This window comes from Leucothrix mucor DSM 2157 (assembly GCF_000419525.1).
GTDB lineage: Bacteria > Pseudomonadota > Gammaproteobacteria > Thiotrichales > Thiotrichaceae > Leucothrix > Leucothrix mucor.
In genome coordinates, this window is record NZ_ATTE01000001.1 from 1,330,011 (window position 1) to 1,354,993 (window position 24,983).

The 24,983-nt window shown below is 50.1% G+C and carries 19 protein-coding genes; 6 read left to right on the forward strand and 13 right to left on the reverse strand.

Annotated elements, in window-relative coordinates:
- The first annotated feature begins 162 nt into the window (after window positions 1-162).
- The 3 genes from LEUMU_RS0105905 to LEUMU_RS0105915 all read left to right on the forward strand — a co-directional run bounded on the left by LEUMU_RS0105905 (window position 163) and on the right by LEUMU_RS0105915 (window position 5,123).
- Window positions 163-345, forward strand: a complete 183-nt coding sequence (locus LEUMU_RS0105905; protein ID WP_022951353.1) for a hypothetical protein — start codon at window positions 163-165, stop codon at window positions 343-345.
- A 173-nt stretch (window positions 346-518) separates the two neighbouring features.
- On the forward strand, window positions 519-4,487 hold the full coding sequence (locus tag LEUMU_RS0105910; protein WP_022951354.1) for an Ig-like domain-containing protein: 3,969 nt from the start codon (window positions 519-521) through the stop codon (window positions 4,485-4,487).
- A 138-nt stretch (window positions 4,488-4,625) separates the two neighbouring features.
- Window positions 4,626-5,123: a hypothetical protein gene (locus LEUMU_RS0105915; RefSeq protein WP_022951355.1), complete on the forward strand. Its 498-nt coding sequence runs from the start codon at window positions 4,626-4,628 to the stop codon at window positions 5,121-5,123.
- 44 nt (window positions 5,124-5,167) lie between these two features.
- Here LEUMU_RS0105915 and LEUMU_RS0105920 read toward each other — a convergent pair whose 3' ends face one another.
- On the reverse strand, window positions 5,168-7,429 hold the full coding sequence (locus LEUMU_RS0105920) for a xanthine dehydrogenase family protein molybdopterin-binding subunit (protein WP_022951356.1): 2,262 nt from the start codon (window positions 7,427-7,429) through the stop codon (window positions 5,168-5,170).
- A 196-nt stretch (window positions 7,430-7,625) separates the two neighbouring features.
- Between LEUMU_RS0105920 and LEUMU_RS24910 the strand changes: the two genes are divergently transcribed.
- From LEUMU_RS24910 to LEUMU_RS0105935, 3 genes are all read left to right on the forward strand, one after another.
- Window positions 7,626-8,321: a nitroreductase family protein gene (locus LEUMU_RS24910; protein WP_022951357.1), complete on the forward strand. Its 696-nt coding sequence runs from the start codon at window positions 7,626-7,628 to the stop codon at window positions 8,319-8,321.
- Between the two features lie 298 nt (window positions 8,322-8,619).
- Entirely contained in the window at window positions 8,620-9,945 is a 1,326-nt protein-coding gene (locus tag LEUMU_RS24915) for an efflux RND transporter periplasmic adaptor subunit (protein ID WP_022951358.1), read from the forward strand.
- 1 nt (window position 9,946) lies between these two features.
- Complete coding sequence (locus LEUMU_RS0105935) at window positions 9,947-13,111, forward strand: efflux RND transporter permease subunit (RefSeq protein ID WP_022951359.1); 3,165 nt, start codon at window positions 9,947-9,949, stop codon at window positions 13,109-13,111.
- Between the two features lie 116 nt (window positions 13,112-13,227).
- Here LEUMU_RS0105935 and LEUMU_RS0105940 read toward each other — a convergent pair whose 3' ends face one another.
- The 12 genes from LEUMU_RS0105940 to LEUMU_RS0105995 form a co-directional block, all read right to left on the reverse strand.
- Entirely contained in the window at window positions 13,228-13,647 is a 420-nt protein-coding gene (locus LEUMU_RS0105940; RefSeq protein ID WP_022951360.1) for a helix-turn-helix domain-containing protein, read from the reverse strand.
- Entirely contained in the window at window positions 13,644-13,955 is a 312-nt protein-coding gene (locus tag LEUMU_RS0105945) for a type II toxin-antitoxin system HigB family toxin (RefSeq protein WP_022951361.1), read from the reverse strand. The genes LEUMU_RS0105940 and LEUMU_RS0105945 overlap by 4 nt, the downstream gene beginning before the upstream one ends.
- Before the next feature lie 73 nt (window positions 13,956-14,028).
- Window positions 14,029-14,721, reverse strand: a complete 693-nt coding sequence (locus LEUMU_RS0105950; protein ID WP_022951362.1) for a DUF6064 family protein — start codon at window positions 14,719-14,721, stop codon at window positions 14,029-14,031.
- Window positions 14,721-15,698: an aldo/keto reductase gene (locus LEUMU_RS0105955; RefSeq protein WP_022951363.1), complete on the reverse strand. Its 978-nt coding sequence runs from the start codon at window positions 15,696-15,698 to the stop codon at window positions 14,721-14,723. Before LEUMU_RS0105955 ends, LEUMU_RS0105950 begins: the two co-directional genes overlap by 1 nt.
- 130 nt (window positions 15,699-15,828) lie before the next feature.
- Window positions 15,829-17,019, reverse strand: coding sequence for an ATP-binding protein (locus LEUMU_RS0105960; protein WP_022951364.1), 1,191 nt, complete (start codon window positions 17,017-17,019; stop codon window positions 15,829-15,831).
- A gap of 57 nt (window positions 17,020-17,076) precedes the next feature.
- Entirely contained in the window at window positions 17,077-17,967 is an 891-nt protein-coding gene (locus LEUMU_RS0105965) for a LysR family transcriptional regulator (protein WP_022951365.1), read from the reverse strand.
- Window positions 17,968-18,161: 194 nt separating this feature from the next.
- A complete protein-coding gene (locus LEUMU_RS0105970; RefSeq protein WP_022951366.1) occupies window positions 18,162-18,998 on the reverse strand; it encodes an NAD-dependent epimerase/dehydratase family protein in 837 nt (278 codons plus the stop codon).
- Window positions 18,999-19,054: 56 nt separating this feature from the next.
- Window positions 19,055-20,275 carry an NAD(P)/FAD-dependent oxidoreductase gene (locus LEUMU_RS0105975; RefSeq protein ID WP_022951367.1) on the reverse strand — a complete coding sequence of 407 codons (1,221 nt, stop codon included), beginning with the start codon at window positions 20,273-20,275 and terminating at the stop codon, window positions 19,055-19,057.
- On the reverse strand, window positions 20,275-21,996 hold the full coding sequence (locus tag LEUMU_RS0105980) for a hydantoinase B/oxoprolinase family protein (RefSeq protein ID WP_022951368.1): 1,722 nt from the start codon (window positions 21,994-21,996) through the stop codon (window positions 20,275-20,277). The genes LEUMU_RS0105975 and LEUMU_RS0105980 overlap by 1 nt, the downstream gene beginning before the upstream one ends.
- A complete protein-coding gene (locus LEUMU_RS0105985; protein WP_022951369.1) occupies window positions 21,993-24,071 on the reverse strand; it encodes a hydantoinase/oxoprolinase family protein in 2,079 nt (692 codons plus the stop codon). Before LEUMU_RS0105985 ends, LEUMU_RS0105980 begins: the two co-directional genes overlap by 4 nt.
- Window positions 24,072-24,157: 86 nt before the next feature.
- Complete coding sequence (locus LEUMU_RS29410) at window positions 24,158-24,403, reverse strand: PIN domain-containing protein (RefSeq protein ID WP_084708048.1); 246 nt, start codon at window positions 24,401-24,403, stop codon at window positions 24,158-24,160.
- Window positions 24,348-24,701 carry a UPF0175 family protein gene (locus LEUMU_RS0105995; protein ID WP_022951371.1) on the reverse strand — a complete coding sequence of 118 codons (354 nt, stop codon included), beginning with the start codon at window positions 24,699-24,701 and terminating at the stop codon, window positions 24,348-24,350. Before LEUMU_RS0105995 ends, LEUMU_RS29410 begins: the two co-directional genes overlap by 56 nt.
- Between the last annotated feature and the right edge of the window lie 282 nt (window positions 24,702-24,983).

The following is a 24,983-nucleotide window of genomic DNA, read 5'->3' on the forward strand; positions in this document are numbered from 1 at the left end:
ATAGTTGTTTTTCAAAGTCTCATTCCATTCTTATGTGGTAATGCAGAGAGGGTGTCTAACGACACGATGAGTTTCAGTTAAAATAGATCTATACTCAGAACATTAGCTTAAAAAACTTGAACGGGAGTTGAATCCCAACACTGATACAAGCAAGGAGGATGTATGGATTTTTTATTATTACCCGGTGCAGTCATTGGCTTCGTGTTTGGAGCGGCGGTCGGATGGGGCATTTCGATGTTGGTCTGGGGCGAGCCACATGTACCAATGATCACGACCTTGGTTGTTACCTGTTCGGTTGTCGGCGCGCTTGTGTTTGAGTTGCTCACGATTCGAAAAAAGAAATAAACCGCACTGCTGCCTGATGTGCTTTGCGTAGTTTTAACCCATTGAATTTGCTCTGGAACTCCCATTTCCTTATAAACGGTTAAGCTGACAAGATGGAGCGAGTAGTTCCACGGTCGTATTCTGGTTAAGGTTAATTACCCCCTGTAATTCTCCAAGCTACCCGGACGATCGATATGCAAACCCGACCTCAAAAACTTCTAAAAATAATCATTAATACCAGTCTGTTATGTTCATTCTCACTCATGACCGCTGCTGTGAATGCAGAAGACCCTTGGGGGCGGCCTAAAGAGAGCTTTGTAAACTGGGAAAATCCCCATGTCCATCCGCTGCATATCACGCCGGATGGCAGCAAGTTATTAGCGGTGAATACTCCCGATAATAGCCTATTGGTGTTTGATATTACGGGGAGTGGCGTTAACCAAGTTGCCAGTATTCCGGTGGGTTTAGACCCTGTTTCAGTGCGCGCAAGAACGGACGATGAGGTTTGGGTGGTCAACCATGTCTCCGATACCGTGAGCGTGGTGAGTCTGTCGCAGGGAAAAGTGATTGCCACTTTAAAAACAGATGACGAGCCTGCCGATGTGGTGTTTGCAGGTTCTCCGCAGCGGGCCTTTGTTTCAGCCTCTCAGGCCAATCAGCTCAATGTGTTTAATCCATCGGATTTGGGTGCTGCGCGGCAGAATATCTTTATCAATGGTGAGGACCCCAGAGCGCTGGCCGTGAGTAAGGATGGCAGCGAGGTTTATGTCGCGATCTTTGAATCAGGTAATGGCACAACCGTGGTTACTGGCGGCAAGTCCAATAGCTTTGAAGTCGATCTGGTACGGCGTCCTGAAGGACCATACGGTGGTATCAATTTGCCGCCCAATAATGGCACGGAATATAACCCGCCGATCAATACCAATATCCCAGCTCCACCACCGACTAGCATGATCGTGCGCAAGGATGATCAGGGTCGCTGGATGGATGACAATAATGGCGATTGGTCACGTTTTATTTCGGGCGATTTATCGGGGCTGGGTGGAAGCCGGGGCGGGCGAGTCAGGGGTTGGGATCTGCCCGATCGTGATGTCGCGATTGTGAATGCTAATAGCCTTTCCGTTAGCTACCAGACGCACCTAATGAATGCGAATATGGCGCTTGGGGTAAACCCAGATTCTGGTGAAGTCACGGTGGTTGGTACCGATGCAACCAATGAAATTCGCTGGGAGCCAAACCTCAACGGCACCTTTATTCGGGTCAATCTGGCGCGCTTTTTACCAGGTGGCGAGAGTACCATTGTGGATCTTAATCCTCACCTTGATTACTCGGTTCGTACCATTGGCCAGTCTCAGCGGAATCAGTCGGTGGGTGACCCCAGAGGCATTGCGTGGAATGCCGCCGGAAATCGTGCTTATATCACAGGGATGGGGTCAAACAATGTGGTGGTGATTGATGACAACGGCAACCGCACCGGACGTATCGAAGTAGGCGAGGGGCCAACGGGAATTGTTGTGGATGCGGTCAGCAACCGTGCCTTTGTGCTTAACAAGTTTGATGCCTCGATTTCGGCAATCAATCTTGGTAATGAAACTGAAACGGCACGGGTTGCGTTTTTTGATCCGACGCCGGAGTCCATTAAGAAAGGGCGTGCGCACCTTTATGATACTCATGCAACGTCCGGCTTAGGGCATGCTTCCTGCGCGTCTTGCCATATCGATGGCCGTACCGACCGCTTAGCGTGGGACTTGGGTAATCCTGCCGGTGAGCCAACAGCTTTGCGTGGCTTTAATCGTGCGGGTAATGGCATTGTTGAGGCAAATCAGCCGCCGGTAAAAGGGCCGCTGCTGACCATGACTTTGCAAGATATTATTGGTCATCCTTCCATGCATTGGTCGGGTGATAAGCCGGATATGGGTCATTTTTCTGAGGCGTTTGTTTCTTTACAGTCCGACGATGAGCCGCTGGATAATCAGAAAATAGCCGAGTTTGAAACCTTTTTAGACTCTATTCATATTCCGGGAAATCCTTATCGTAAGCTGGATAATAACTATGCCAGTGATGTGAAAGTCCCTGGGCCGCATGGCGTTGTGTCCCGAGTTGGTAATGCCACGCGTGGTAGCGAAGAGTTTGAAGACCGCTGTCGAGATTGCCACCCCGGAAATACAGGGCGAGGCAATATGCTGCGATTTAATGAAGGCTTTGGCGTGGGCATTGCGTTGCGCCCGCCAACGTGGCGTAACTTCCATGAGCGCTTTGGGCTCTGGTTTGATAATGCGACGGCCAGTAATTCCGGCTTTGGTTTCCAACAGGATGGAAGCTTTGACTCAACGCATAATGAAAGCCGATCGGCAGATATGATGGCCTTTATGCTCTCGTTTAACGGTCGTTTTCCGTATGAGGCGGAAGGCTTGAACGAAGGTAATCAAAGTAAGGATACGCATGCCGCTGTAGGGACTCAGGTAATGCTGAAAGGCTCGGTGAGTGCTGCAGACAGTTCGTTGCTCAGCCAGCTGTTTAGCATGGCAAATGCGGAGTCGGTTGGTGTCGTTGCCAAAGGCGTGATTGCGGGCGAATCCCGAGGCTATGCCTACATTGGCAATAACCAGTTTCAATCTGATCGCGAGTCTGAAGTGTTGACCACTGCGCAATTACAAGCCTTGGCCGAAGCGGGCAATGATTTGGTATACACCGCTGTGCCCGCAGGCAGTGAAGTGCGTATCGGTATTGATCGTGATTTAGACGGTGAATACGATCGCGATGAAAGAGATCAGGCGAGTGATGCAGCAGATCAACAGGCGACCGCAGGCCCAAGGCGCTGTGTTAGTAGCAGTAATATTGCTACTTTAGGTGTTGCCAGCCAATCATCAACCCTCGGTGGCAATCGCTATCCTGCCGCATTGGCGATTGATGGTGATTTCACGAACTTCACCCATACTGAAACAGGACAAACACCGGCAAGCTGGTCGCTGGCGTTGGATAAAGATTATCTAATCGAGTCCATCGTTTTGCATAATCGGGATATTGAACAGTCCCGTTTGCGCGATATATCGGTCTATATTCTTGATGCGAGCGGTGAGCAGGCAAACTTTAAATCTCACTTCCAAAATCGCCACAACCGCAACAACAGCCCGAATAGTATTACGGTGGACCTGGTTGCAATTACGGGCGCGCCAGTTGATGGCCGTAATATCAAGTTGGTGCGTAGCCCGGACACTTTGCTGCTGTCGACTAATGGCGCGGGTAATGCCGATGAAAGTGATGTGCTATCGCTAGCCGAAGTTGAGGTGCTTGGCTGTGTGGCGGAAGTCATCGACACTACTCAGCTGCCTGTGGGTAGTGCTGATAATGTCAGTGTGGCAGCCGGTGAAACGCTAACGATTGATGTGTTGGCTAATGACCTTGGAAGTGGTTTGGTACTGGCCGAGCCAAATGCCTGGTCCTTAAAAGGCGGGAATGTATCCTTGGTCGATGGCAAGCTGGTTTACAGCCCTAAAGCTGGATTCGCCGGTGAGGATAATATTTGGTATGTGTTTAGTGATTCGTTAGGCAGAACGAATAATGGTCAGGTGAATATCACCGTGACAGGCTCTCCGGGTGGCGGGGATGACAACCCAGCACCGGTTGGTAATCCTGATGATGTGACTGCCGTTGCGGGTAGCTCTGCCACATTTGATGTATTGGCGAATGATATTGGGAATGGGTTGGTGTTATCCGAGCCTAATCCTTGGTCATTAAATGGCGGCTCGGTGTCGTTGGCTGATGGCAAGCTGGTTTACACGCCTAAAGCAGGTTTTACTGGCCCCGATAATATTTGGTACACCTTTAGCGAAACCTTGGGTCGCAGCACTTACGGGCAAGTGAATATTACGGTGACTGCTGCGGTGGATGCGCCTTATCCGGTGGCGATCAGTGACTCGGTATCAACGCCTGTCAATACCGCAGTCACCATTGATGCGCTGGCTAATGACACGGGAGATGGCTTGGCATTTCTTGAGGTGAATGAGTATTCGGTTAATGGTGGAACGATTGCCATTGTTGATAATAAACTGCGGTATGTGCCAAAGGCGGATTACTCCGGAAACGATAGCTTTTGGTATGCCATTAAGGATAGCCAGAATCGTGCAAACGCAATTCAGGTGACGGTTGCGGTGGGCAATTAACGGTAGGCCGATAGCACAACGGCGCAGGCGGTTGATCGGGTACGTGATACCTTAACCGGTTTGCTAAAAAGCGTCGGCATTGACCCCATCCCAACGTATGCCAGCTGAAATATCATCATATAAGTAGGAGCGTGACACGTGAAAGGCGTTTTAATAGCATTAGTTTTATTATTTGGCTTTGTCGGCCTTCTCCTTTGGACTTTTAGCAGTTACGACCCTGCGCCGCGTGACGAGTGGGTGACCACCACCGGCATTGTTAGTGAATCTAAAATCACCCAAACTAAAAAAGCAGGCCGCGTTTGGACTCTGATGTTTGAAAATGACCCCGACCGCTTCGCACTTAATTTTGTTGAGAAAATCCCTGAGCTTGAGCCGGTGTTAACTGGCCAGATTCGCAAAGGCACCGAACTCACCATTCAGACCGTACCGCGCAGGCAGGCACTAGCGCAGAGCGCATCGAAAATTTCTATCCCGGTTTTGGTATTACAGCTTGGCGAGCGGGTGTTGTATGACCGCGATGATCAACTCGGAAAGACCAGTCAAGCGATGACGTGGATCGGGCGTGGCGCAGCGATGATGGCATGGTTGGTGTCGCTGTCATTTCTAGTATTATTGTTTCGTAATCGACGGACATAAGTTGCCTCAGCACTATCCATTGGCTAAGTATGCCCACCGTGCTGTCAGGCAAACGTAACCAACTTATTCATCGGTAACTCACGAATCCGCGTGCCAGTCAGGGCGAAAATCGCATTGGCCAGCGCAGGAATTGACGGTGGCGTTCCGGGCTCGCCCACGCCGGTAATTTTGGGGTTATTCTCCAAAATTGCCACTTCAATCTCAGGCACTTCATTCATGCGCATCGCCGGGTAGTCATGAAAATTCGACTGCACGACTTTGCCATCTTCAAAGGTAATTTCGCCACTGATCGCCGAGGTGAGGCCATAAATAACGGCAGACTGAATTTGCGCTTCAATATTACGCGGATCAATCGCCACGCCCACATCAAGGGCGCAGTACACTTTATCAATCTTAATGCCGCGATCGGTCATGCTCACATCAATAATCTGAGCGGTATGCGCACCAAACGATAGGGTGTAAGCAAAACCACAACCGCTGCCATTCTCATGTTTACGACCGGTCCAGCCTGCCATTTGCGCAACTTTCTCAACCACTTTATTGCCTGGTGGCGCTAAATCACCAAACATCGCCAATCGCATTTGGATAGGGTCAAGTTCTTTGCTGGCGGCGAGTTCATCCATAAAGCTTTCATGCAGGAAGCCATTATAAGAGGCGCCGACCGAGCGCCAGAATCCCACCGGAATGTCCAGCTCCGGCGTATAAGTGCGAATGCGCATATTCTCAATAGCATCGGGCTGTCCGGCGGTGCCTTCGGCAATTAACGGGTCTGAACCCATCGCGGGCATGGAGGAGCGCTTCGACATGGAGAGAAAAATCGAGGAGCTGGCAATTTTGATATCCACGGCCAGTGGTTTTTTAGCGCCCATCACGCCTTTAAAGCGCGCAATGGCTGCCGGGCGATAAAAGTCGTGCTGCATGTCTTCTTCACGGCTCCACGTGACCTTGACGGGCTTGCCATTGGTTTGCGCGGCGATTTTGTAAGCCATCATCGAGAAGTCATTTTCAGAGCGCCTGCCAAAGCCACCGCCTAAATAGGTAGTGTGAATGTGTACATTGCTGGCATCTAAGCCCGCCGCGTCGGCAATGGCATCGCGATTACCGGTTGGCGCTTGTGCACCGGTCCAAATATCGACGCGGCCGTCTTTAACCTGAGCCACGGCGCTCATTGGCTCCATGGTGGAATGCGCTAAGTACGGCACGCGGTATTCTGCAGTCACCAAATCACCGGCGTCGGCAAAGATCAGTTCCACATCGCCTTTTTCCTCAAAGGTGCCATTGGGCTCGGTATTAAAGCTCTCCTCAAAGGTTTGCATAATACCGGCAGTGTCAGCAGGGTAGCTGGCGGTTTCCCATTCCACCTCAATGGCGTTTGCCGCTTTAAACGCTCGCCAGGTGTTATTAGCGATAATGGCAAAGCCGTTGTTATCCAGCTGAATGATTTTCTCAACGCCGGGCATGGCTTCGGCCTTACGGGTGTCGGATGATTTGATGCCTGCCCCAAAGCGTGGGCTCATTTTAACCGTGGCGTGTAGCATGCCTTCGCGTTTTACATCGCTGGCAAACTCTGCCGTACCAGTGGTTTTAGCCGGAATATCTACGCGTGGCATCGATTTACCAATATAACGCCATTGGGACGGGTCACGCAGCGGTGGTTCGACAGGGGCTTCAATCGCTGCAGCTTTCACGGCCAGTTCGGTATAGGCGAGTTTTTCATTATTGGCGGGATTGATCACAAAGCCATCTTCGGTTTTCAGGCCGGTAGCCACCACGCCCCATTCTTGAGCCGCAGCCAGCATTAATGCCAAGCGTGCACTGGCACCGGCGCTGCGCATTTTAATAAAGCCATCCGGTGTCGACATCGAGCCGCCGGTGAGCTGCAAGCCCATAAATTTGGCGGGGATGTGCGAGAGCTCGCGTATGAAGGTGGCTTTCTTGCCGTGGTCATACTGATGGCCCGCCATGGCTTCCATCATAATGCCGACGTAGTAGCTGTTGCTGGCAGGGCCATGTTCGGTCTTAATGGTTTTCCAATCCAAATCCAACTCTTCGGCAACCATCATGGCCAGCGCGCTGTGAATGCCTTGGCCCATTTCTGCGCGTGGGGTGATCACGGTCACGCCATCCTGATCGATTTTGATATAGGGGTTTAAGCTGGCGAAATCGGGCTTGGCTGCGTCATCAGTCTCTAATAAGGGGTTGGGCACTGGCTGCAGGTATTTATAAGTGCCGAATACGACACCACCGGCAACGGCTGCGGAGGCAACTAAAAACGTCCGACGGGTAATGGTTCCTAATTTACTCATGGCAGTCGACCTCATGTCCTATATCAGTGGCTGATGGCTGTCCTTAATTCTGCGATAGTCCTCGCGATTTGCCTAATTCTTTGTTTTGGTCGGCCTAGTTCTTGCGCGCTTTGCACTTTTAGTATTGAATCAGTGTGAAATACTATCAGCGTATGCCTCTATTTTGCGCTGTGTCTCGTAATAGATAGGATATGAAATGACTCAACAAGCAGAAACGTTATCACCCAGCCAGCTAGAGCGTGCAGTCGATCAGGTGATTCAGTCGCGTAAATCGGTCAAAGTTATTGGCGATGTCGATGCGATTCCCGAGATTCCGGAAGACTTTTTTGCCAAAGTGCAGGAAGCAATGAAGGTATCGGGTTGGGCACCGTTTCATTATATGGCCCATGCTTCACACCTTGATCGTGAGATGAATTCACCGGTGCCATGGCGTTTTTATGCCTTGGATCATCAAAATTGCTTGCGCTTGATTGACGCGCTGATTGAGCATCCTGAGTTGGGCTTAACCAAAAACGCGGCCATTTTGCGCATGATCGCGGCGTATGGTGCACTGGTGATTGTGACTTGGTTGCCTGAGCCAGAAAACTGCAGCGGCGAAGAGGGCGCAACCCGTTGCGCCATGAAAAATGAAGAACATGTTGCGGCGGCGTCGGCGGCTACGCAGAATTTATTGCTGGCGGCAACGGCTCGAAATATCGACAGCTACTGGTCAAGTGGTGGTGTGTTGAGAGAAAAAGCCTGCTTTGATATTTGCAAGATTCCAGAGCAAGAGCGTTTCTTGGGCGCTGTGTTTCTGGCACCGGACATGCCGGATAGAGAGGGCGTGCGTCCGGGTAAATTACGCGATAGTCGCGGCACACCGGACCAATGGATGACCTCGGTAGAAATCTAAGTTTTTTAGCGTAACACCGTCACAACTAAACCGTTTATCTGCTCATAATTCCTAATCAGAATAAGGGCTTATAGGCGGTTTTTCTTAAAATGGCATTCGCTTGGCAATACTGAATAACGGTATTTCTGGGTTAATGGTGTTTTTAAATACATATAAGCCATTATGGCGCGCGACTTATTAAATTATGGATAGATTACGACTCTTTCTTTGCGCGCAATTAGTCGCTTAAGTACAATGCACCTGCTATTTCTGCACACCATAATGATCTCGTACACACATCACATCTGGGAAGTTCACCATGTTAAACCAAAAGCCGTCTCGATTCGGGGCGTTGATCCTTTTCGTATTGTTAGTGATCAGCGGTTGCGAAAAGGCAGATGCACCAAAACAGGCTGAGGCTGCGAACGCGGCACCGCAACAACAACGTCCACTGCCGATGGTTGATATTATTACAGCCACGCCGGAAACGCTTACCCGCACTACCAATTTGCCAGCACGTTTACAGGCTTCTCGCTCTGCCGTGATTATTCCACGCATTAGCGGTGTGATTGAAAAGCGTGTATTTACTGAAGGCGCGACGGTTAAAGCAGGCGACTTATTATATTTGCTTGATCAAGGCACATTTAATACGGCGCTTAATAATGCCAAAGCGGGCTTAAGTACGGCGCAAGCATCGGTTGCTACCGCTCAAGCGGGCCTAAAGCGTACCGAGGCGGCACTGATCCAAGCGCAGGCTAATCGCGATTACGCACGCAAGCAGTTGATCCGTTATGAGAAGTTGATTCAGACTAATGTTATTCCTCGTCAGGATTACGATCAGGCGCAGTCAACGTTTCAGGTACAGCAAAGTAATGTGAACGCGGCGGAGGCGGATATTGCTTCGGCAAAAGCGGGATTGAATTCTGCTCGCTCAATGGTGCAAGCGGCGGAGTCGAGTGTTGAAACGGCTAAGATTAACCTGAGCTATACCCGCATTACCTCACCGATTGATGGTGTGGCAGGTGGCTCTAAAGTCACGGAAGGCGCTTACGTGGTGGCTTCTCAAACGCCGATGGTGGAAGTACAACAACTTGATCCACTCTACGTCAATATTACCCAGCCAGCTAGCGCGATCCTGAAGCTACGTGAAGCGCAACGGGCCAATAGCAGCAGTACCGGTTCTGATCGCAATATCCAAATTACACTGGATGATGGCACGCCGTATCCGCATAAAGGTCGTTTGTTATTTGTGAATCAAACGGTGAATGAAAGCACTGGTGAAGTAACGATTCGCGCCGAAGTGCCTAACCCGATGAAGGACCTGATCCCTGGTTTGTATGTGCGGGTGAATGTGCCACAAGAACGCATCGACAGTGCTTATATGGTGCCTCAGCAAGCGGTGACTCGTGGCGAAGTTGACACGGTGATGGTGGTTGAAGATGACGGCAGTTTTCGTGCACAGCCGGTCACCATTGGTGGTCAGCGTAACCAAAGCTGGATTGTCACTAAAGGCTTAACACCAAACGCCAAAGTGATTGTGGATGGCATGGGCCAGATGGCAATTAAGATGGGGGCGCAGAAAGTACAGACTCGCCCGTGGAGTAGCGATAAGCCACCAGAAGCCGCTAAGGTCGTAGGGGAATAACATGGCAAAGTTCTTTATCGACCGCCCAATTTTTGCATGGGTGGTGGCAATCTTTATTATTTTTGCGGGACTGTTTTCCGCGACTAAAATCCCCATTGAGCAGTATCCGAATATTGCGGCACCGAAGATTAATATTTCATTTTTCTATACCGGTGCAACGGCGAAAACCATTCAGGACTCGGTTATTTCGGTCATTGAAAATGGCGTGAACTCGGTTGAAAACGTCGATTATGTAGAGTCCAATGCCTATTCCAATGGGACGGGAACCATCTCGTTGACCTTTAAATCCGGTACCGATGAGGATATCGCGCAGGTCAACGTCCAGAATAAACTGTCGCAAGTAGAGTCAGGCTTGCCGCAGTCGGTGCGAAATACGGGTATTACGGTATCCAAAGGTGGAACCGGATTCCTGCTGTTTAGCATGTTGTATGCGGAAGAAGGCTCGTCCATTTTACAGACGACCATCGCCGATTACGCGGTACGTACTATTCAGCCCGATTTACAGCGAATTGAAGGGGTAGGTACGGTTCAGATTTTTGGTTCTGAGCAGGCGATGCGTATCTGGGTTGACCCGCAAAAACTTAAGAGCTATGGCTTGTCGTTTGCTGATTTAACCTCCGCGATTGGCGCACAAAACGCACAGATTACAGCCGGTAGCTTGGGCGCATTGCCCAGTATGGCAGGGCAGCAATACACCACCGCGATCAATGTTTACGGTCAGCTATCCACCACGGAAGAGTTTGAAAATATCGTTATCAAGCGTAGCGATAGCGGTGCAACGGTACGCATGAGCGATGTGGCGATTATCGAGTTAGGGAGTCAGGCTTACAGCACCAGTGCCCGCTTAAATAGCCGTCCTGCGATAGGTGTGGGTGTGCAGCTTTCCTCTAGTGGTAATGCTTTGGCGGTGGCCAGTGAAGTGAAGGAACGCTTGGCTCAAATGGCGCCTTATTTCCCGGAAGGTATGAGCTGGGAAGTGCCTTACGACACCTCTACCTTCGTTGAAATCTCGCTGAAAAAGGTGTTGTACACCTTGGGTGAGGCACTGGTCTTAGTGTTTTTGGTGATGTTCTTATTCCTGCAGAATATCCGCTACACCATTATTCCGACGATTGTTGTACCGATCTCATTGCTTGGTGCGGTGGCGATTATGCAGCCGCTGGGCTTGAGTATTAACGTACTGACCATGTTTGCGATGGTACTGGTTATCGGTATCGTGGTGGATGATGCCATCGTGGTGGTGGAGAACGTCGAGCGCTTGATGGCAGAGGAAGGACTCACGCCATATCAAGCCGCGCATAAAGGGATGACGCAGATCACGGGTGCGGTTATCGGTATTACTTTAGTACTGGTGGCGGTATTTATTCCGATGGCTTCATTGGATGGCGCAACCGGTGGTATTTACCGGCAGTTCTCGTTGGTTATGGCCGCCTCGATTGCCTTCTCCGCGTTCTTAGCGCTGTCACTGACGCCTGCATTATGTGCTTCTTTATTGAAGCCGATTAGTGCAGATCACCATGAGAAAAAAGGCTTCTTTGGTTGGTTTAACCGGATGTTTTCCAAGCTGACCAAGGGCTATCGCAGACTGGTTGGCCGCTTAATTAAGCACACGGTTGTGATGTTGTTGCTGTTTATGATGGTGATTGCGGCATCGGTTTATTTGTTCCAGAAGATTCCTAGCTCATTCTTGCCGACGGAAGATCAGGGTACAGTACTGGTGACTTATCAGCTGCCAACCGGTGCGACTCAGGAACGTACGGCGCAAATGTTGGAGAAGGCTGAGAGCATTATCCGCGCAGAGTCGACGGTTAAGGACGTTATCTCGGTACTGGGCTTCAGCTTTACGGGTCAGGGGCAGAACATGGCCTTGAGCTTTATTACGCTGCATGACTGGGCAGAGCGGACGAAGCCCGGTGAGGATGCGATGTCATTAGCCGGTGCGCTAACGGGCAAGTTGCAGTCGATTAATGATGCGATGATCTTTGCCGTGACACCGCCAGCGATCTCTAGTTTGGGTTCATCTTCAGGCTTTAGTTTTTACCTGCAAGACCGTAATAGCTTAGGTCATGATGCGCTGTTGGCTGCCCGTAATCAAATGCTTGGAATGGCCAGTCAAAGCTCCATACTGACCGGTGTTCGCCCCAGTGGTTTGGAAGATGCGACGCAGATACGGGTCGATATTGACCGTGATGCAGCCTTTGCGCAAAACGTACCGCTATCGGCGATTTCATTCACCTTGGCCAGTGCCTTTGGTTCTAACTATGTAAATGACTTCCCGAATAAAGGACGCATGCAGCGTGTGTATGTGATGGCAGAAGCCAAAGCACGGATGCAGCCGGATGATATTCTGAGCATGACGATTCCGAATGCAACCGGTGAGCTTGTGCCAATGTCATCTCTGGCGTCGGTCAATTGGACGAAAGGCCCAGAGCAGGTGACGCGTTATAACGGCTTTAGCGCCATGGCGATTCAAGGCTCGGCAGCCCCCGGTTTCTCTAGTGGTGAAGCGATTAAGCACGTTGAAGAGTTGGCGACTAAGCTCGGTAAGGGCTTCTCGGTGGCCTGGAGCGGTCAGTCACTAGAAGAGATCCGTGCGGGTAACTCGGAGCTGTTCGTGTATCTGCTGTCAGGCTTGGCGGTGTTCTTGTGCTTGTCTGCCTTGTATGAGAGCTGGTCAATGCCATTTGCGGTGTTGTTAGTTGTGCCTTTAGGTATTTTGGGTGTGACGCTGGGTAACTACTTCCGAGAGTTTGATAACGATATTTACTTCAAAATCGGCATGATAACGGTGATGGGTTTGTCGGCCAAAAATGCGATTTTGATTATCGAATTTGCTAAAGAATTGCAAGAATCTGGCATGGATCGAGTTCGCGCCGTGATGAAAGCCTGCGCGCTGCGTTTCCGTCCTATCGTAATGACTTCAATGGCGTTTATTGCTGGTGTTGTGCCGCTGTATATTGCTTCTGGTGCAAGCTCTGCCAGCCAACGTGCTATCGGTACTAGTGTACTTTGGGGAATGCTGGTCGGAACCATGCTGGCATTGCTCTTTGTGCCTATTTATTATGTGGTCGTGCGTAAGCTATTTGGCGATGGGAATGGCCCCAGAGACAAGTATGCTAAGCAGTTGAAAAAAGAGGAGCCTGCAGCGGAACAGCCTGGTGAGTAAGTGATTAGGCGCTGATGGTTCTTGTCTAAAGAGGGCTATGTGAATTGGGTTGTACGAGCTTCGTACGGTTCAAGGAACATAGCCTTTTTGTTTGCTGAGTTTATGGGATCGATACCCTAGAAAAAGGCCGCAGGGCTAATATTATATTTAGCCGATAATGCTTGAATGTGATCTTTGGTTAGTTGTCTAGTGCCATTCAATATCATGGATACCAGACTTTTACCGCCGATAACTTCTTTAAGATCATCTGCTTTAAGTTGGTACTGATCCATGATGGTTCTTAAGGTTGCGACATCATTGTCGAGGCCTGTAATGTTGGCGTTGAATTCAACGAACTCTTCAGACTCATCTTCCCAACGTTCGATGGAAACAGACAAAACTTCAATTAGAGGTTTATATAAATCGTACTCTTCGATTAGTTCTTCCATCAGCGCTAAAGCTTGATGGTATTCGTCCTCATTTGAAATATGCCCAACAAAACCAGCCATTGAAAAAAGCTCTAATGCCGTGTGTTTTACTTGGTTAAAGTTCTTCATTTTGACTCCTTTGCATACTTAGCGCATAGCTTGTCATATTCAGCATGAGACACAATATGTTTGACGAACATGCGGTTGTCACGAAACTCAATAAAAGCCAGAAGGCGTAAATTGTTGCCGCCTATATCTATGACATACCATTTATCTTTGTACTTAAAGTTATCTAAGCTGGGATACAGGTTTTTCATATCCAACGGATCATTGAAGAGGTTAGCTCTCAGCGTCTTATATAATGCTTCTATTGCGGTTGCATCGTTTGGATATTTCTTCGCGGCATCATTAAATGGCTTTCTTGATATAACGTGCATAATCGCCTCTGTTCACTAAATGTGAATATATCACTTAGCAAGCTAGTTCACAAGTGGTGAACTGGTGTATTGTCTAACCAGATCTTTTATTTGTGAGGCTTAACGCTAGGTGTGCTAACCATAAAACAATTGCCCCAGCCATAAAATAGAACTCTAGCAGGCCGAGTGTAGTCGCAAAGGCTGCACTCACTACACCCCACAAAATAGGAATAACCACTAAAGCATGTCGCCATCGTGTTGTTAGTAGCACTAATATTGCAAAGCTGACCAGAGTCACAGGTGCTGGCAGCAAAGGAAACCATTCCAACTGCGTAAAAGTTCTGCCTTCTAGCAAGCCACTAAGCGGGTAAATGACCAGACCTAATAACAGTAGAAATTGTGCCAGCCATCCACGTAGCGATGACAGTGGCACCCATGAGGCTGATTTCATCAATGTAGCAGCCAATAACAGCAGACAACCCTGACCAACAAAAGCCCAACCAAACCAAGGTGCAGCCCAATTAAGATCAGCAAAATATTGGGTATGAAATACGGCACCGGTCCAAATCCAACCAACGCCCAGCAATGCTAGTACCAAGCGAACGGACTGATGATCGCTCAGCCTTTTAGTTGGTCGAAAGAGTAAACCTAGCATGGCCAGCGTTAGCAATAGGGCGACTGGATAAGCCAACCAGATTGCCTGATTATAATCACCCACCAAATAAAACCAGCTTTGCCGGTCATAAGGCGTCATATCCAATAAGGAAAATTGCAGTAGTTGTGACATTAGAGACTCTGAATGTACGTTAGCATTTTTGCTCGCATTGCTTGGTCGGGTAACACGCCACGCGCTGCACCCATATTCTCTTTCATGTGAGCGACCTTTGAGGTGGCTGGAATCGCGCAAGTCATTGCGGGGTGCGATACCACAAATTTCAGAAAGAACTGCGCCCAGTTCGTGCAGCCAATTTCACCCGCCCAAGCAGGCAATGGCTTATTGGCAAATTGGTTAAATAGTTGCCCGCCATCAAGAGGGCGATTGGCAATTACCGCAATCCCTTTTTCCTTAGCCAGTGGCAACAGGCGCTTTTCGGCTTCACGATATCGCATATTGTAAGTGAGCTGAATAAAGTCGAGTGGCTGCGTTTTCATGATTTCTTCAAGATCTTCATGGCGGCGGCCATGGGAGGTGGTGATGCCAAGGTACCTGATTTTTCCGGCTTGCTTTAGTTGCTGAAGCCTTTTCAGATGATCTTGCCAGTTCACTAGGTTATGGATTTGAAACAGGTCGAATTTATCCAAACCCCAGAGCTGAAAAGAATCGGCGATTTGCGCTTCACCATCAGAATGTGTCCAGACTTTGGTAGTTGAAAACAGTGATTCATCAGTCTTTATACCTTGTAATTTTAGGCGTTCCAGCGCATAGCCCATTACGGCTTCAGCTGAGCCGTACATGGGCGAGGAGTCGACCATTTTGCCGCCAAGGTCGAAAAAGGTTTTCAATACCTCGGTGCGTACATTGCGCGCGTCGATATTGCGGCCCACATTAAAGGTGATCCATGTGCCCATTCCAATGACTGGTAGCTGTTCTCCAGTGCTGGGAATGGGCTTGGTGATTAATGCATTGTTGTCTGTTGCAAAGGCGTTATTTGGCAGCAAGGCTAGCAGTGCAGGGACGGACAATGCCTGCAAAAACAAGCGTCGCTCCGGCATTGTGAGGAGGGTGTTTTTATCGTTTGGGATATTAAACTGTTCATCGCTCATCTTATGCCGCCTTGATACTCGTATTTGCCAAATGGGTTTAAACATTATTAGGAGTAGAGAGTGGCGCTGTCAAATGGCTAGGTTTTCTTTATTGGCTAAAGGGATGAGGCGAAATATCGACCGTGAGCAATCAATATCCCATCCCAAATAACCAAAGCGGTATTCGCCTTCCATCCCCAACAACCACATCATCAATCGCCGCGTAGCCTTTAGGATTACCCGCTAACTGCTTGAGTGTTTTCTGTGCGCCACCAATCTCAAAGACCCATTCATCATCGATAATAAAGTCACCTTGATTGTGATAATGAATCTGATGTTGGCTGCTTAGCTGCGAGACAAAAAAGCTTTCCCGTAATGATCCAAGGTTTGGGTTTGCGCATAGCACCTGAAATAAATTGGTATTATCTAAAAGCAATTTATCCGGCTTATTGACGGTGCGCATGCCACTTCCGCCACGGATGACATGCACCAAACTCCCCGCACTCATACTATCTAAATAGCGAGACAAGGTCGGCCAAGAGGTGCCAACAGCGCCGCTGAGTTTAGATACATTCAGCTCAACTGGATTGGTCGAGCACAGCATGTACAGTATCTTTTTCAGTTTATCGAGTTTGCTGGGATCAATGCCGAAAATACCGGACAGGTCAGAATCAATGGTTAGGTTTATGACCTCTAGCAACTTTGAGGAATAGTTCTCTAATGATTCACGGTAAAACGGATAGGCACCGTATTGCAGGTATTTTTTGAACTGTTCAATCGGGCGTACCTGCTGCATTATTTCGGCAGCGATACGCGTATGGTTTTCGAGAATATCGCTCAGAGCATAGGCCTCGAAAGATTGCTCGGTTTCGATTTCTAAAAACTCGCGCAGTGACAACACGGGTAGGGTGTAAACCACTGCACGTCTCGATAGGTCAGCTAACTCATGTTGCAGTCGCAATGCAGAGGAGCCTGAAAATATCACCTTCAGATCAAACGTATCGCGTATGGCTTTGAGGTGTGCGGCAAATTTGGCGGACTTATGAATTTCATCAATTAATAGCAATTCGCCACCTTCTTGATGAAAGGTTTGGGCCAGCTCAAACAGGCTGACATCGATCATTGCCGGATGATCACAGGCGATATAAAGAATACGGTGTGGTTCATGGCCGCTTTGCTTTGCGTGTTGTAGCAACAGAGTGGTTTTGCCACAACCACGCGCGCCTTTGATGCCAATCAGTTGCTCATTGAAGTCAATCTTTTGATGTAAGAAGCGTTGATAGCCCGGCTGCTTACGAGCAAGAATATTGCTAGAGGTCTGACGTAGAATGGTAGAAATCATCTGTTTGCTCTAAAGTCTATTTTATAGCAATAGTATATTCAGTCTAAAATCTGATTACTACCGATTAAACCGCTCCGCGACATTCCCCGCAATCTCCGCCGCTGAAGCCACCAACCCAGCTGCTCGGTCCGCATCGTAGCGCGCTAAAAAGTGCAAACTCTCCGGTGCCCACGGGTAATTAATCTGTACCAATTCCCCGGACTTTAACTCATTCAACACCATTACCGCCGGCACCGTCACCACGCCCATGCCATCCGCAGCCATGTGTAAACAAGCCGCCAGATTTGTAGAGGGCACGATACGAATATTGTGCACACTATTAAAATGGCTTTCGACCTCATCATACAAGCGGGTATTTCTGGCATGCGTCAAAATAGGGTGGCTGGCCAGCTCTTCGCGGGTGACTTCGGACTTTTCATGCAGTTTGAGTTTTGGCGATGCAACCCAAATTAGCGGATAGGTACCAAGGTCTTGCGAGCCATTGAGCTGATGCACAAAGGGCTCATTTTGCAGTGCCAGATCAATCGAGCGATCCAGTAATTCCTTCTCTAGATTCACCGAAACATCAACGGTTAGCTCAACAGTGATATTGGGGTAATGCTCTTTAAGCTCCCGCAGAAAGTCACGCAGCCAAGTGTTAACCACCATTTCGGTCACGCCAAGCTTTAATGAGCCTTGAAACAGAGTGCTTTTGCCCGAGGCTTTGGCTAAGGCCTCAGCGCTGCGAATGACTTGGCGAGCGTATTTAAGAAGCTCGATACCCTGACGCGTAAGGGTAACGGAGCCCGCATCGCGCTCCATTAAATGCGCACCAAGTGCAGATTCCAATGCTGAAATTCGAGCTGAGATATTCGGCTGCGTAGTGTTCAGTCGCGAGGCAGCCTTGCGAAAACTGCCAAGGTCGGCGACCCAAATAAAGGCTTCGATTTGTTTGAGATTGAAGTTCATGGGAATGATCTATCCGCTTGGTTATCGCCCGTCATCGCGCAAGTTTAGGGCATCGCTGTGGCAAGCCCTGAGCATAGCAAACTTGCTTCGAAATAGATTGATCATCCCCATGCTGTCATCACACCGAGCTGGTTAAACCGCCACCAACCATCAATGCTACTTTTTTATCTGACATAATTATTCACTTCATGGGCCTAAATGGTTTTCTTGTCATCCACGATTTTCATCGTTGCGACGCCGCTATTGCCTAACTCAACCGAAGCAAACGGGCCGCCTTGGCACATATTGCCGGGGTCAGTCACATCCATTGGACCTTCTTCGGCGAAGATCTTCTCGGCAAACTGCTCAGCATTGTCTTTTGGGCGGTAGCCTAAGAAGCTGGCTTTGTGATTATCAACCGGTGCACGGTCATTATTCGACACGCCATACACCACCGAGAAGCCAGTGACCGGCGTATCAATGGCGCGCTCAACCAAGTGAATCAAATCATCGTAAGACAACCATGAGCCGACCGCGCGGGCGTTGCTGACTTGCGCGCAAGACAGGATGCGCATGCAAACTGATTCGACTTTGCGCTTGTCCCAGTACAGGCTGGCGAGGTCTTCTGCGAAACATTTAGCCAAGCCGTAATAAGTGTCTGGGCGGTGTGGCGCATCGGTGCCGATAAAGTCGCTTTTCGGGTGCATACCCACGGCATGAATGGAGCTGGCATACACCACGCGGCGCACGCCATGCTGATAGGCCGCTTCCCAGACATTGTAAGCGCCGACAATATTGGATTGCAGAATATCATCAAACGGGGCTTCATCACCGATTGCGCCAAAGTGCACAACCATGTCTGCACCTTCGAGTACGGCCATCATGTCATCCAGCTTTGCAAGGTCGGCTTTCACATAGGACTCGCCATCGTATAGTTTACCGATGTCATCCACTAAATCGGTAGAAACCAAAGTGTCGGCCATTTTAGAGAGTGGTTCGCGAAGGTAAGAGCCAAGGCGGCCAGCAGCGCCAGTTAGTACTAATTTTTTCATAATCATCTCACTAGGTTGGGAGGTTGTTATCGGTGAATGTTAGTTTGTTGTTGGCGTTATATCACAGCCTTTTCCACGAAGCGCTGGTTGTTGAGGATGCGATCAAAGTGAAACGGTGACAGGTCAAGTTCGCGGTATTCGCCATAGGTGATTAACTCAGCGGTACCGCGACCCATGGCCGGAGACTGCTGGAAGCCATGACCGGAGAAGCCATTCACAAACAGGAAATTTTCAACTTCATGGTGCGGGCCGATAATCGCGTTTTGGTCGAAGGTGTTATAGGCGTAATGACCGACCCAGGAGTTAATTACTTTAATCGCTTCAAACTGGGGAATACGATTGGCGATGATCGGCCAGAGCTTCTCTTCCCAAATGCTGTGGTCGGCCTCGAAGTCGTTGTAATCGACCGCAGGGTCAATATCGGGTGGGCAGCCAGCAAGGTAGTATTTGCCTTCGGAGCGCATGTGTACGCCGCTGGGGTCGATGGTCAATGGCAGGTCACGGTCTAATGGCTGCTCGGCATCAAAGATAAAGGTGTAACGCTTGCGTGGCTCAACCGGAATTTCAATACCCGCCATGCGTGAGGTGAGTACTGCGCGCGGGCCGGAGGCATTCACCACTTTGCCGCAGGAAACCACTTCACCCGATTTCAGCGTGATGCTTTCGACACGTGTGCCGCTCGCATTTTTGGCCATGGAAACGACTTCATTAGTCAGGTACTCCACGCCGCGCTCTTTAGCCGAGCGTTTCCACCAGTCAAATAGCGTACCGCCATCGAAATAGCCTTCGTCGATCAGGTTGTGATTACCGCCAATAATCCCCTCTAAATTATAGAACGGATAAGCTGCCTGAATCTCGTCAGCGGTCATGTATTGAGTGCCTGCGCCGCAAGCCTGTTGCACTTTCAGGCTTTCTTGTAGCGCATCCACAAAGCCTTGGTTGTCAGCTAGATACATATAGCCATAGCTTTGGAAATGCAGCGGCGGTACGCGCTCGTCATTGCCCATGTATTTCTGAAAGTTTTTGACAAACTTGGCGGCAAATTGCGAAATGCGTACATTAATCTCTCGCGAGAATTGCTGGCGCATACAGCTGTTGGTGTGAGCGGTCGAGGTGAACTCATAGCTGGGGTCTTTTTCGACCACCAGAATGGAGCCATCAAAATCCGGATTGTCGGTTAGAAACCACGCCACGGAGGAGCCGAGCATTGCGCCGCCGATAATCACCACGTCATAACTGGATTGCTTGGGTGCTTGGGTTGGATGATTTTTTTGCATTAGACAGACTCCCCAGATTTGGCGGTATTCAGAATGTTAGTGATCTCGGTGTCACTCAAACCATAGTCACGCTTGGCAGTCGCTGCTGAAATATAGCCACGCGCCAAGTCACGTTTTACCAGCTCAGGGTCGCGTTCAGAAGCTGGGCCATAGCCGCCACCACCGGGGAATTCCATAATCACGCGCTGGCCATGCGGTACAAATTGCTTACCTTTGGCTTTCATAATAGTGCCATCGCTGCGCTTGATATGCGTCGCTGCGCCGCTTTGACCACCTTGACGACCGTGAGCCGGATGGTCTACCCGATCCAGCATGGCCGAGAAATCAAACTCATGGCCTTCGCGGGCGCTGATCTCCATATGCTGACCCAAGCCTCCGCGGAACTTGCCCGACCCGCCGCTATCCTCACGCAACTCTTTGCGCCAGATAATCACCGGCCCCGTGTGCTCAGTCGCTTCGACCGGCATGGTCATGACGCCAGAAGGGAAGGCCGTGGCATTCATGCCATCCACCGTTGGACGAGCGCCGGAGCCGCCAGAGTTAAAGGTTAGTACTTCAGCGCGAACCGCATCGGCTGGTGCCGGTGCATCGGTACGCGGGCGCACAGAGACCTGGAAGTTACACAACGTCCCAGCACCTTCAGCAGGCACGGTATGCGGGAGAATTTTATCCAGCGCATTGTAAACCGCATCCGGCAGCATGTGGCCGATCACATGGCGCAGCGCAACCGGAGCAGGGTGCAGCGCATTCACAATGGTGTTCTCAGGAGCGGTGATCACAAAAGGCGCTAAAGAGGCCGCATTGTTTGGAATTTCCGGTGCAATAGCGCACTTTAAGGCGTAGCAAGCGTAAGCCTGTGTGTACACCAGAGGTACGTTAATACCTTTTTTATCCAGCCCGGAGCTGCCAGTAAAGTCGCATAGAATGTGGTCGTCTTTGATTTCTAAATGCACTTTTAAATCAATCGGTGTGCTGTAGCCATCAATGCGCATTTCGCCATCGGCTTCCGCATTTTTAAGCGCGGCGATACGCTCAATAGTGGCCAGACGAGAGTTTTCTAAGACGAACGCTGCAATGCCGCTTAAGTCGTCCAGTCCGAACTCTTCCATCATTTCCACTAAGCGATGATGGCCGACTTCATTACAAGTCGCCAGCGCATACATATCACCCATGGCTTGATCCGGCTCGCGCACATTGCCACGAATAATGGCTTGCAGGGTTTTATCTACCACGCCACGCTCGGCAAATTTCATAATCGGGATGTACAAGCCTTCCTCGTAAATCGAGTTGGCATCGGCCCCAAAGCCGCGTCCGCCGATATCCACGATATGCGCGGTGCAGGCGAAAAAGCCGACATGCTTGCCATGATGAAATGAGGGGCTAACCACGGTGATATCGTGCAGGTGGCCGGTGCCTTCCCATGGGTCATTGGTGATGTACACATCGCCTTCGAACATATTATCTGCACCGATACGACGAATGAAATGTCCAACTGCATCGGCCATCGCATTCACATGGCCCGGTGTGCCGGTAACGGCTTGTGCCAACATGCGACCCTGAAGGTCATACACGCCCGCAGATAAGTCGCCTGCCTCCCGCACCGAGGTTGAAAACGCGGTACGAATTAGCGCTTGTGCCTGCTCTTCAACCACCGAAATCAGGCGGTTCCACATGACCTGAAAAGCGACCGTGGAGTGTTGGTTTGGATTGCCTTTGCTCATGATTTTGTCCTCACATCAATACAACCATCGCTCTGGCGAATGGCTTGGCGGCTGGATGGCAGCACGATTGTCGTTTCGTTTTCAGTAATCACGGCGGGGCCGGTGACTAATTGACCGGCTTGCAGATCATCACGCAGGATAACGCTGGCCTCGACGCTTTGGCTTAAGGCCGGATCGAACAAGCTGCGCGTGCTGGCGACGGTGGCTGGTGAGTTACCTGCGAGTACTTCAACCGGCTCAACGGCTTCGGTTGGGGTGGTGGCATTCACCGACCACACGGTAATTTCCACATCCATGCCTTCAACGGCGCGGCCAAATAAGCTGATGTAGTCATCTTCAAACAGTTGCTTAAAGACGGCCGCATCAGGGTTTAGCGCTTGTGCTTTGGTGAGTGCAACTGGCAGCTCCCAGCCTTGGCCGGAGTAGCGCATATAAGCCTTGTACTCGGAGAGAATTTCAGCCGTGGCATCGCAAGAGCGCACAAATTTGGTGGCTTCGCTTTCAAGGTCGGTGAGTAACTGGCGAATCACCTCCGGCTGGAACTCGGATAAGCGCATATACACACTGCGGTTGGCTTCAAAGCTAAAGGGCGCGCGTAAGAAACCAATGGCAGAACCGACACCGGCACCGGCTGGGACTAACAAGCGATTCACTCCGAGCTTTTCACACAGGCGTCCGGCGTGCAATGGTGCTGCGCCACCGAAGGCGATCATGGTGTAATGGGTTAAGTCTTCACCATTTTCTACAGCATGCACGCGAGCGGCATTGGCCATGTTTTCATCGACCACTTCGGCTAAGCCGTAGGCTGCGGTGAGGGCATCCATATTTAAGATGTTGCCAAGTACATTTTCCAGTGCGGCTTTGGAACTTTCGGTGTGTAGCTGGATGGAGCCGCCTGCGAAGTTATCGGGGTCGAGCTTGCCTAAGACTAAGTCAGCGTCGGTCACCGCTGGGCGCTCGCCGCCGCGACCGTAACACGCTGGGCCTGGCTCGGAGCCTGCGGACTCGGGGCCAACGCGAATTTGGCGCATGGCATCGACATTAGCGAGTGAGCCACCGCCCGCGCCGATCTCGACCATATCAATTACCGGAATCGAGATGGGCATACCGGAGCCTTTCTTAAAGCGATAGGTGCGGGCGACTTCAAACACGCGACTGGTTTTTGGAGTTTGGTTTTTGATCAGGCAGATCTTGGCGGTGGTGCCGCCCATATCAAATGACAGCACTTTATCGAGACCGTAACGTGCCGCGATATTGGCTGCAAACACAGCACCGCCGGCAGGGCCGGACTCAACCAAACGCACAGGGAACTCTGCGGCGCTTTCGATAGAGATAATGCCGCCACCGGAGTGCATTAGGAAGATATCGCAATTCACGCCTTCGCTTTTAAGCTGGCCTTCCAAGCGACCTAGGTAGCTCTTCATCAAAGGCTTGATATAGGCATTGGCAACGACGGTATTAAAGCGCTCGTACTCACGCATTTGCGGGGAGACTTCGCAGGAGAGCGAGACCATGGCATCCGGCATTTTCTCGGCCAGTACTTCACGGACTAACTGCTCATGTGCATCGTTTAAGTAGGAGTGAAGTAAGCCAACCGCAATGCTTTGGTATCCGGCGTCTTTAATGGAATCGACCAGCGCCTCCACTTCAGCGCGATCTAAAGCAATCAGCACTTCGCCTTGCGCATCCACACGCTCAAGCAGGGTAAAACGCTGCTGGCGAGGAATAAGTGGCTCGGGGATGGTAAGGTTGAGGTCGTAATGCTCGAAGCGCGACTCGGTGCGCATTTCAATCACATCACGAAAGCCTTGGGTGGTGATCAGTGCGGTTTTTGCACCGCGACGTTCGATCAGAGCGTTGGTAGCCAGCGTGGTGCCGTGAATAATCTGTCCGATTTGGGAGGGGGCAATATCGGCTTGCTTACAGACTTGTTGCATACCATCAATGATGGCGTTTTCGGGAGCTGCGTAGGTCGTTAGGACTTTGGTTGAGAATTGGTGACTACCAATCTCAAGGACGACATCGGTGAATGTGCCACCGATATCTACGCCCATGCGAATTGAAGTTTGAGTCATCTGCGGCGGTATCCTGTGTAAGTTGATGTTGACTAGAGTACGACGCCGCTATGATTGATTCCAATTATTTTATGGGATTGATAGGATCAGGATTTGTGATCTTGTGGCGCCATATCAACCACAGTCGAGGACAGGTAATATCCTGATTCACTTAAGCGCAGCAGTAATGGTTTGGCCTGCTCAATGAGTCCAAGCCGTTTCGCAGTAGCAATCACCCCGGCGCTGCCCATCATGTCCAGAGACAATTGACGTGCGATTTTACGGCCCTTGGCTTCATTAAGCCTTATGCTCCTGAACCCACTTTTCAGCAAAGTCTGCTTCAGACTCGGCATCTTCTGGCGAGTAATCTACAACTGGTATCCCCATTTCTGATATCAGTGTAAGCATTTCAGACAATGGCTTGCCGGCTACCTTTGCTGCGGCTGCGATAGATAATTGTTTGTCCCGAAACATGGAAACGCCAAGCACCAGACGAACTTGCTCAAGGTTTGGAATACCTGTCAGTTGTTCCATGCTTACGAGTAGTGCGTCCGGTTTATTACGGTTTGTGATCATCATCAAGTCCAGTTTGGCGGCTCGTAATGCGACTGATGGGTTTGTTTTTAATTCACGAACATTGACCACTTGCATTTTATGTTCTCCTTTAATACAGGAACATTTGGAGAGTGCCATGTACGACAAACTCAGGCAAATACTATATCGGCGTAATCTCACCCGTGAAGGGGGACGGCGGGTGGCGGCCGCTGGTTACATTAAATCAGCTTCGCCTCCTGCGTCGGAAGGCGCTGATTCAATGCAACCAGCGCCCTTGTTTGGGTTTGTCAGTTTGCAGTTAAAAAATGATGTAGCCTACTGAATCTGCTCGGATGGCTTTTTATTGGTGTTTAAGTTAGCGATTTTAATTATAATCGG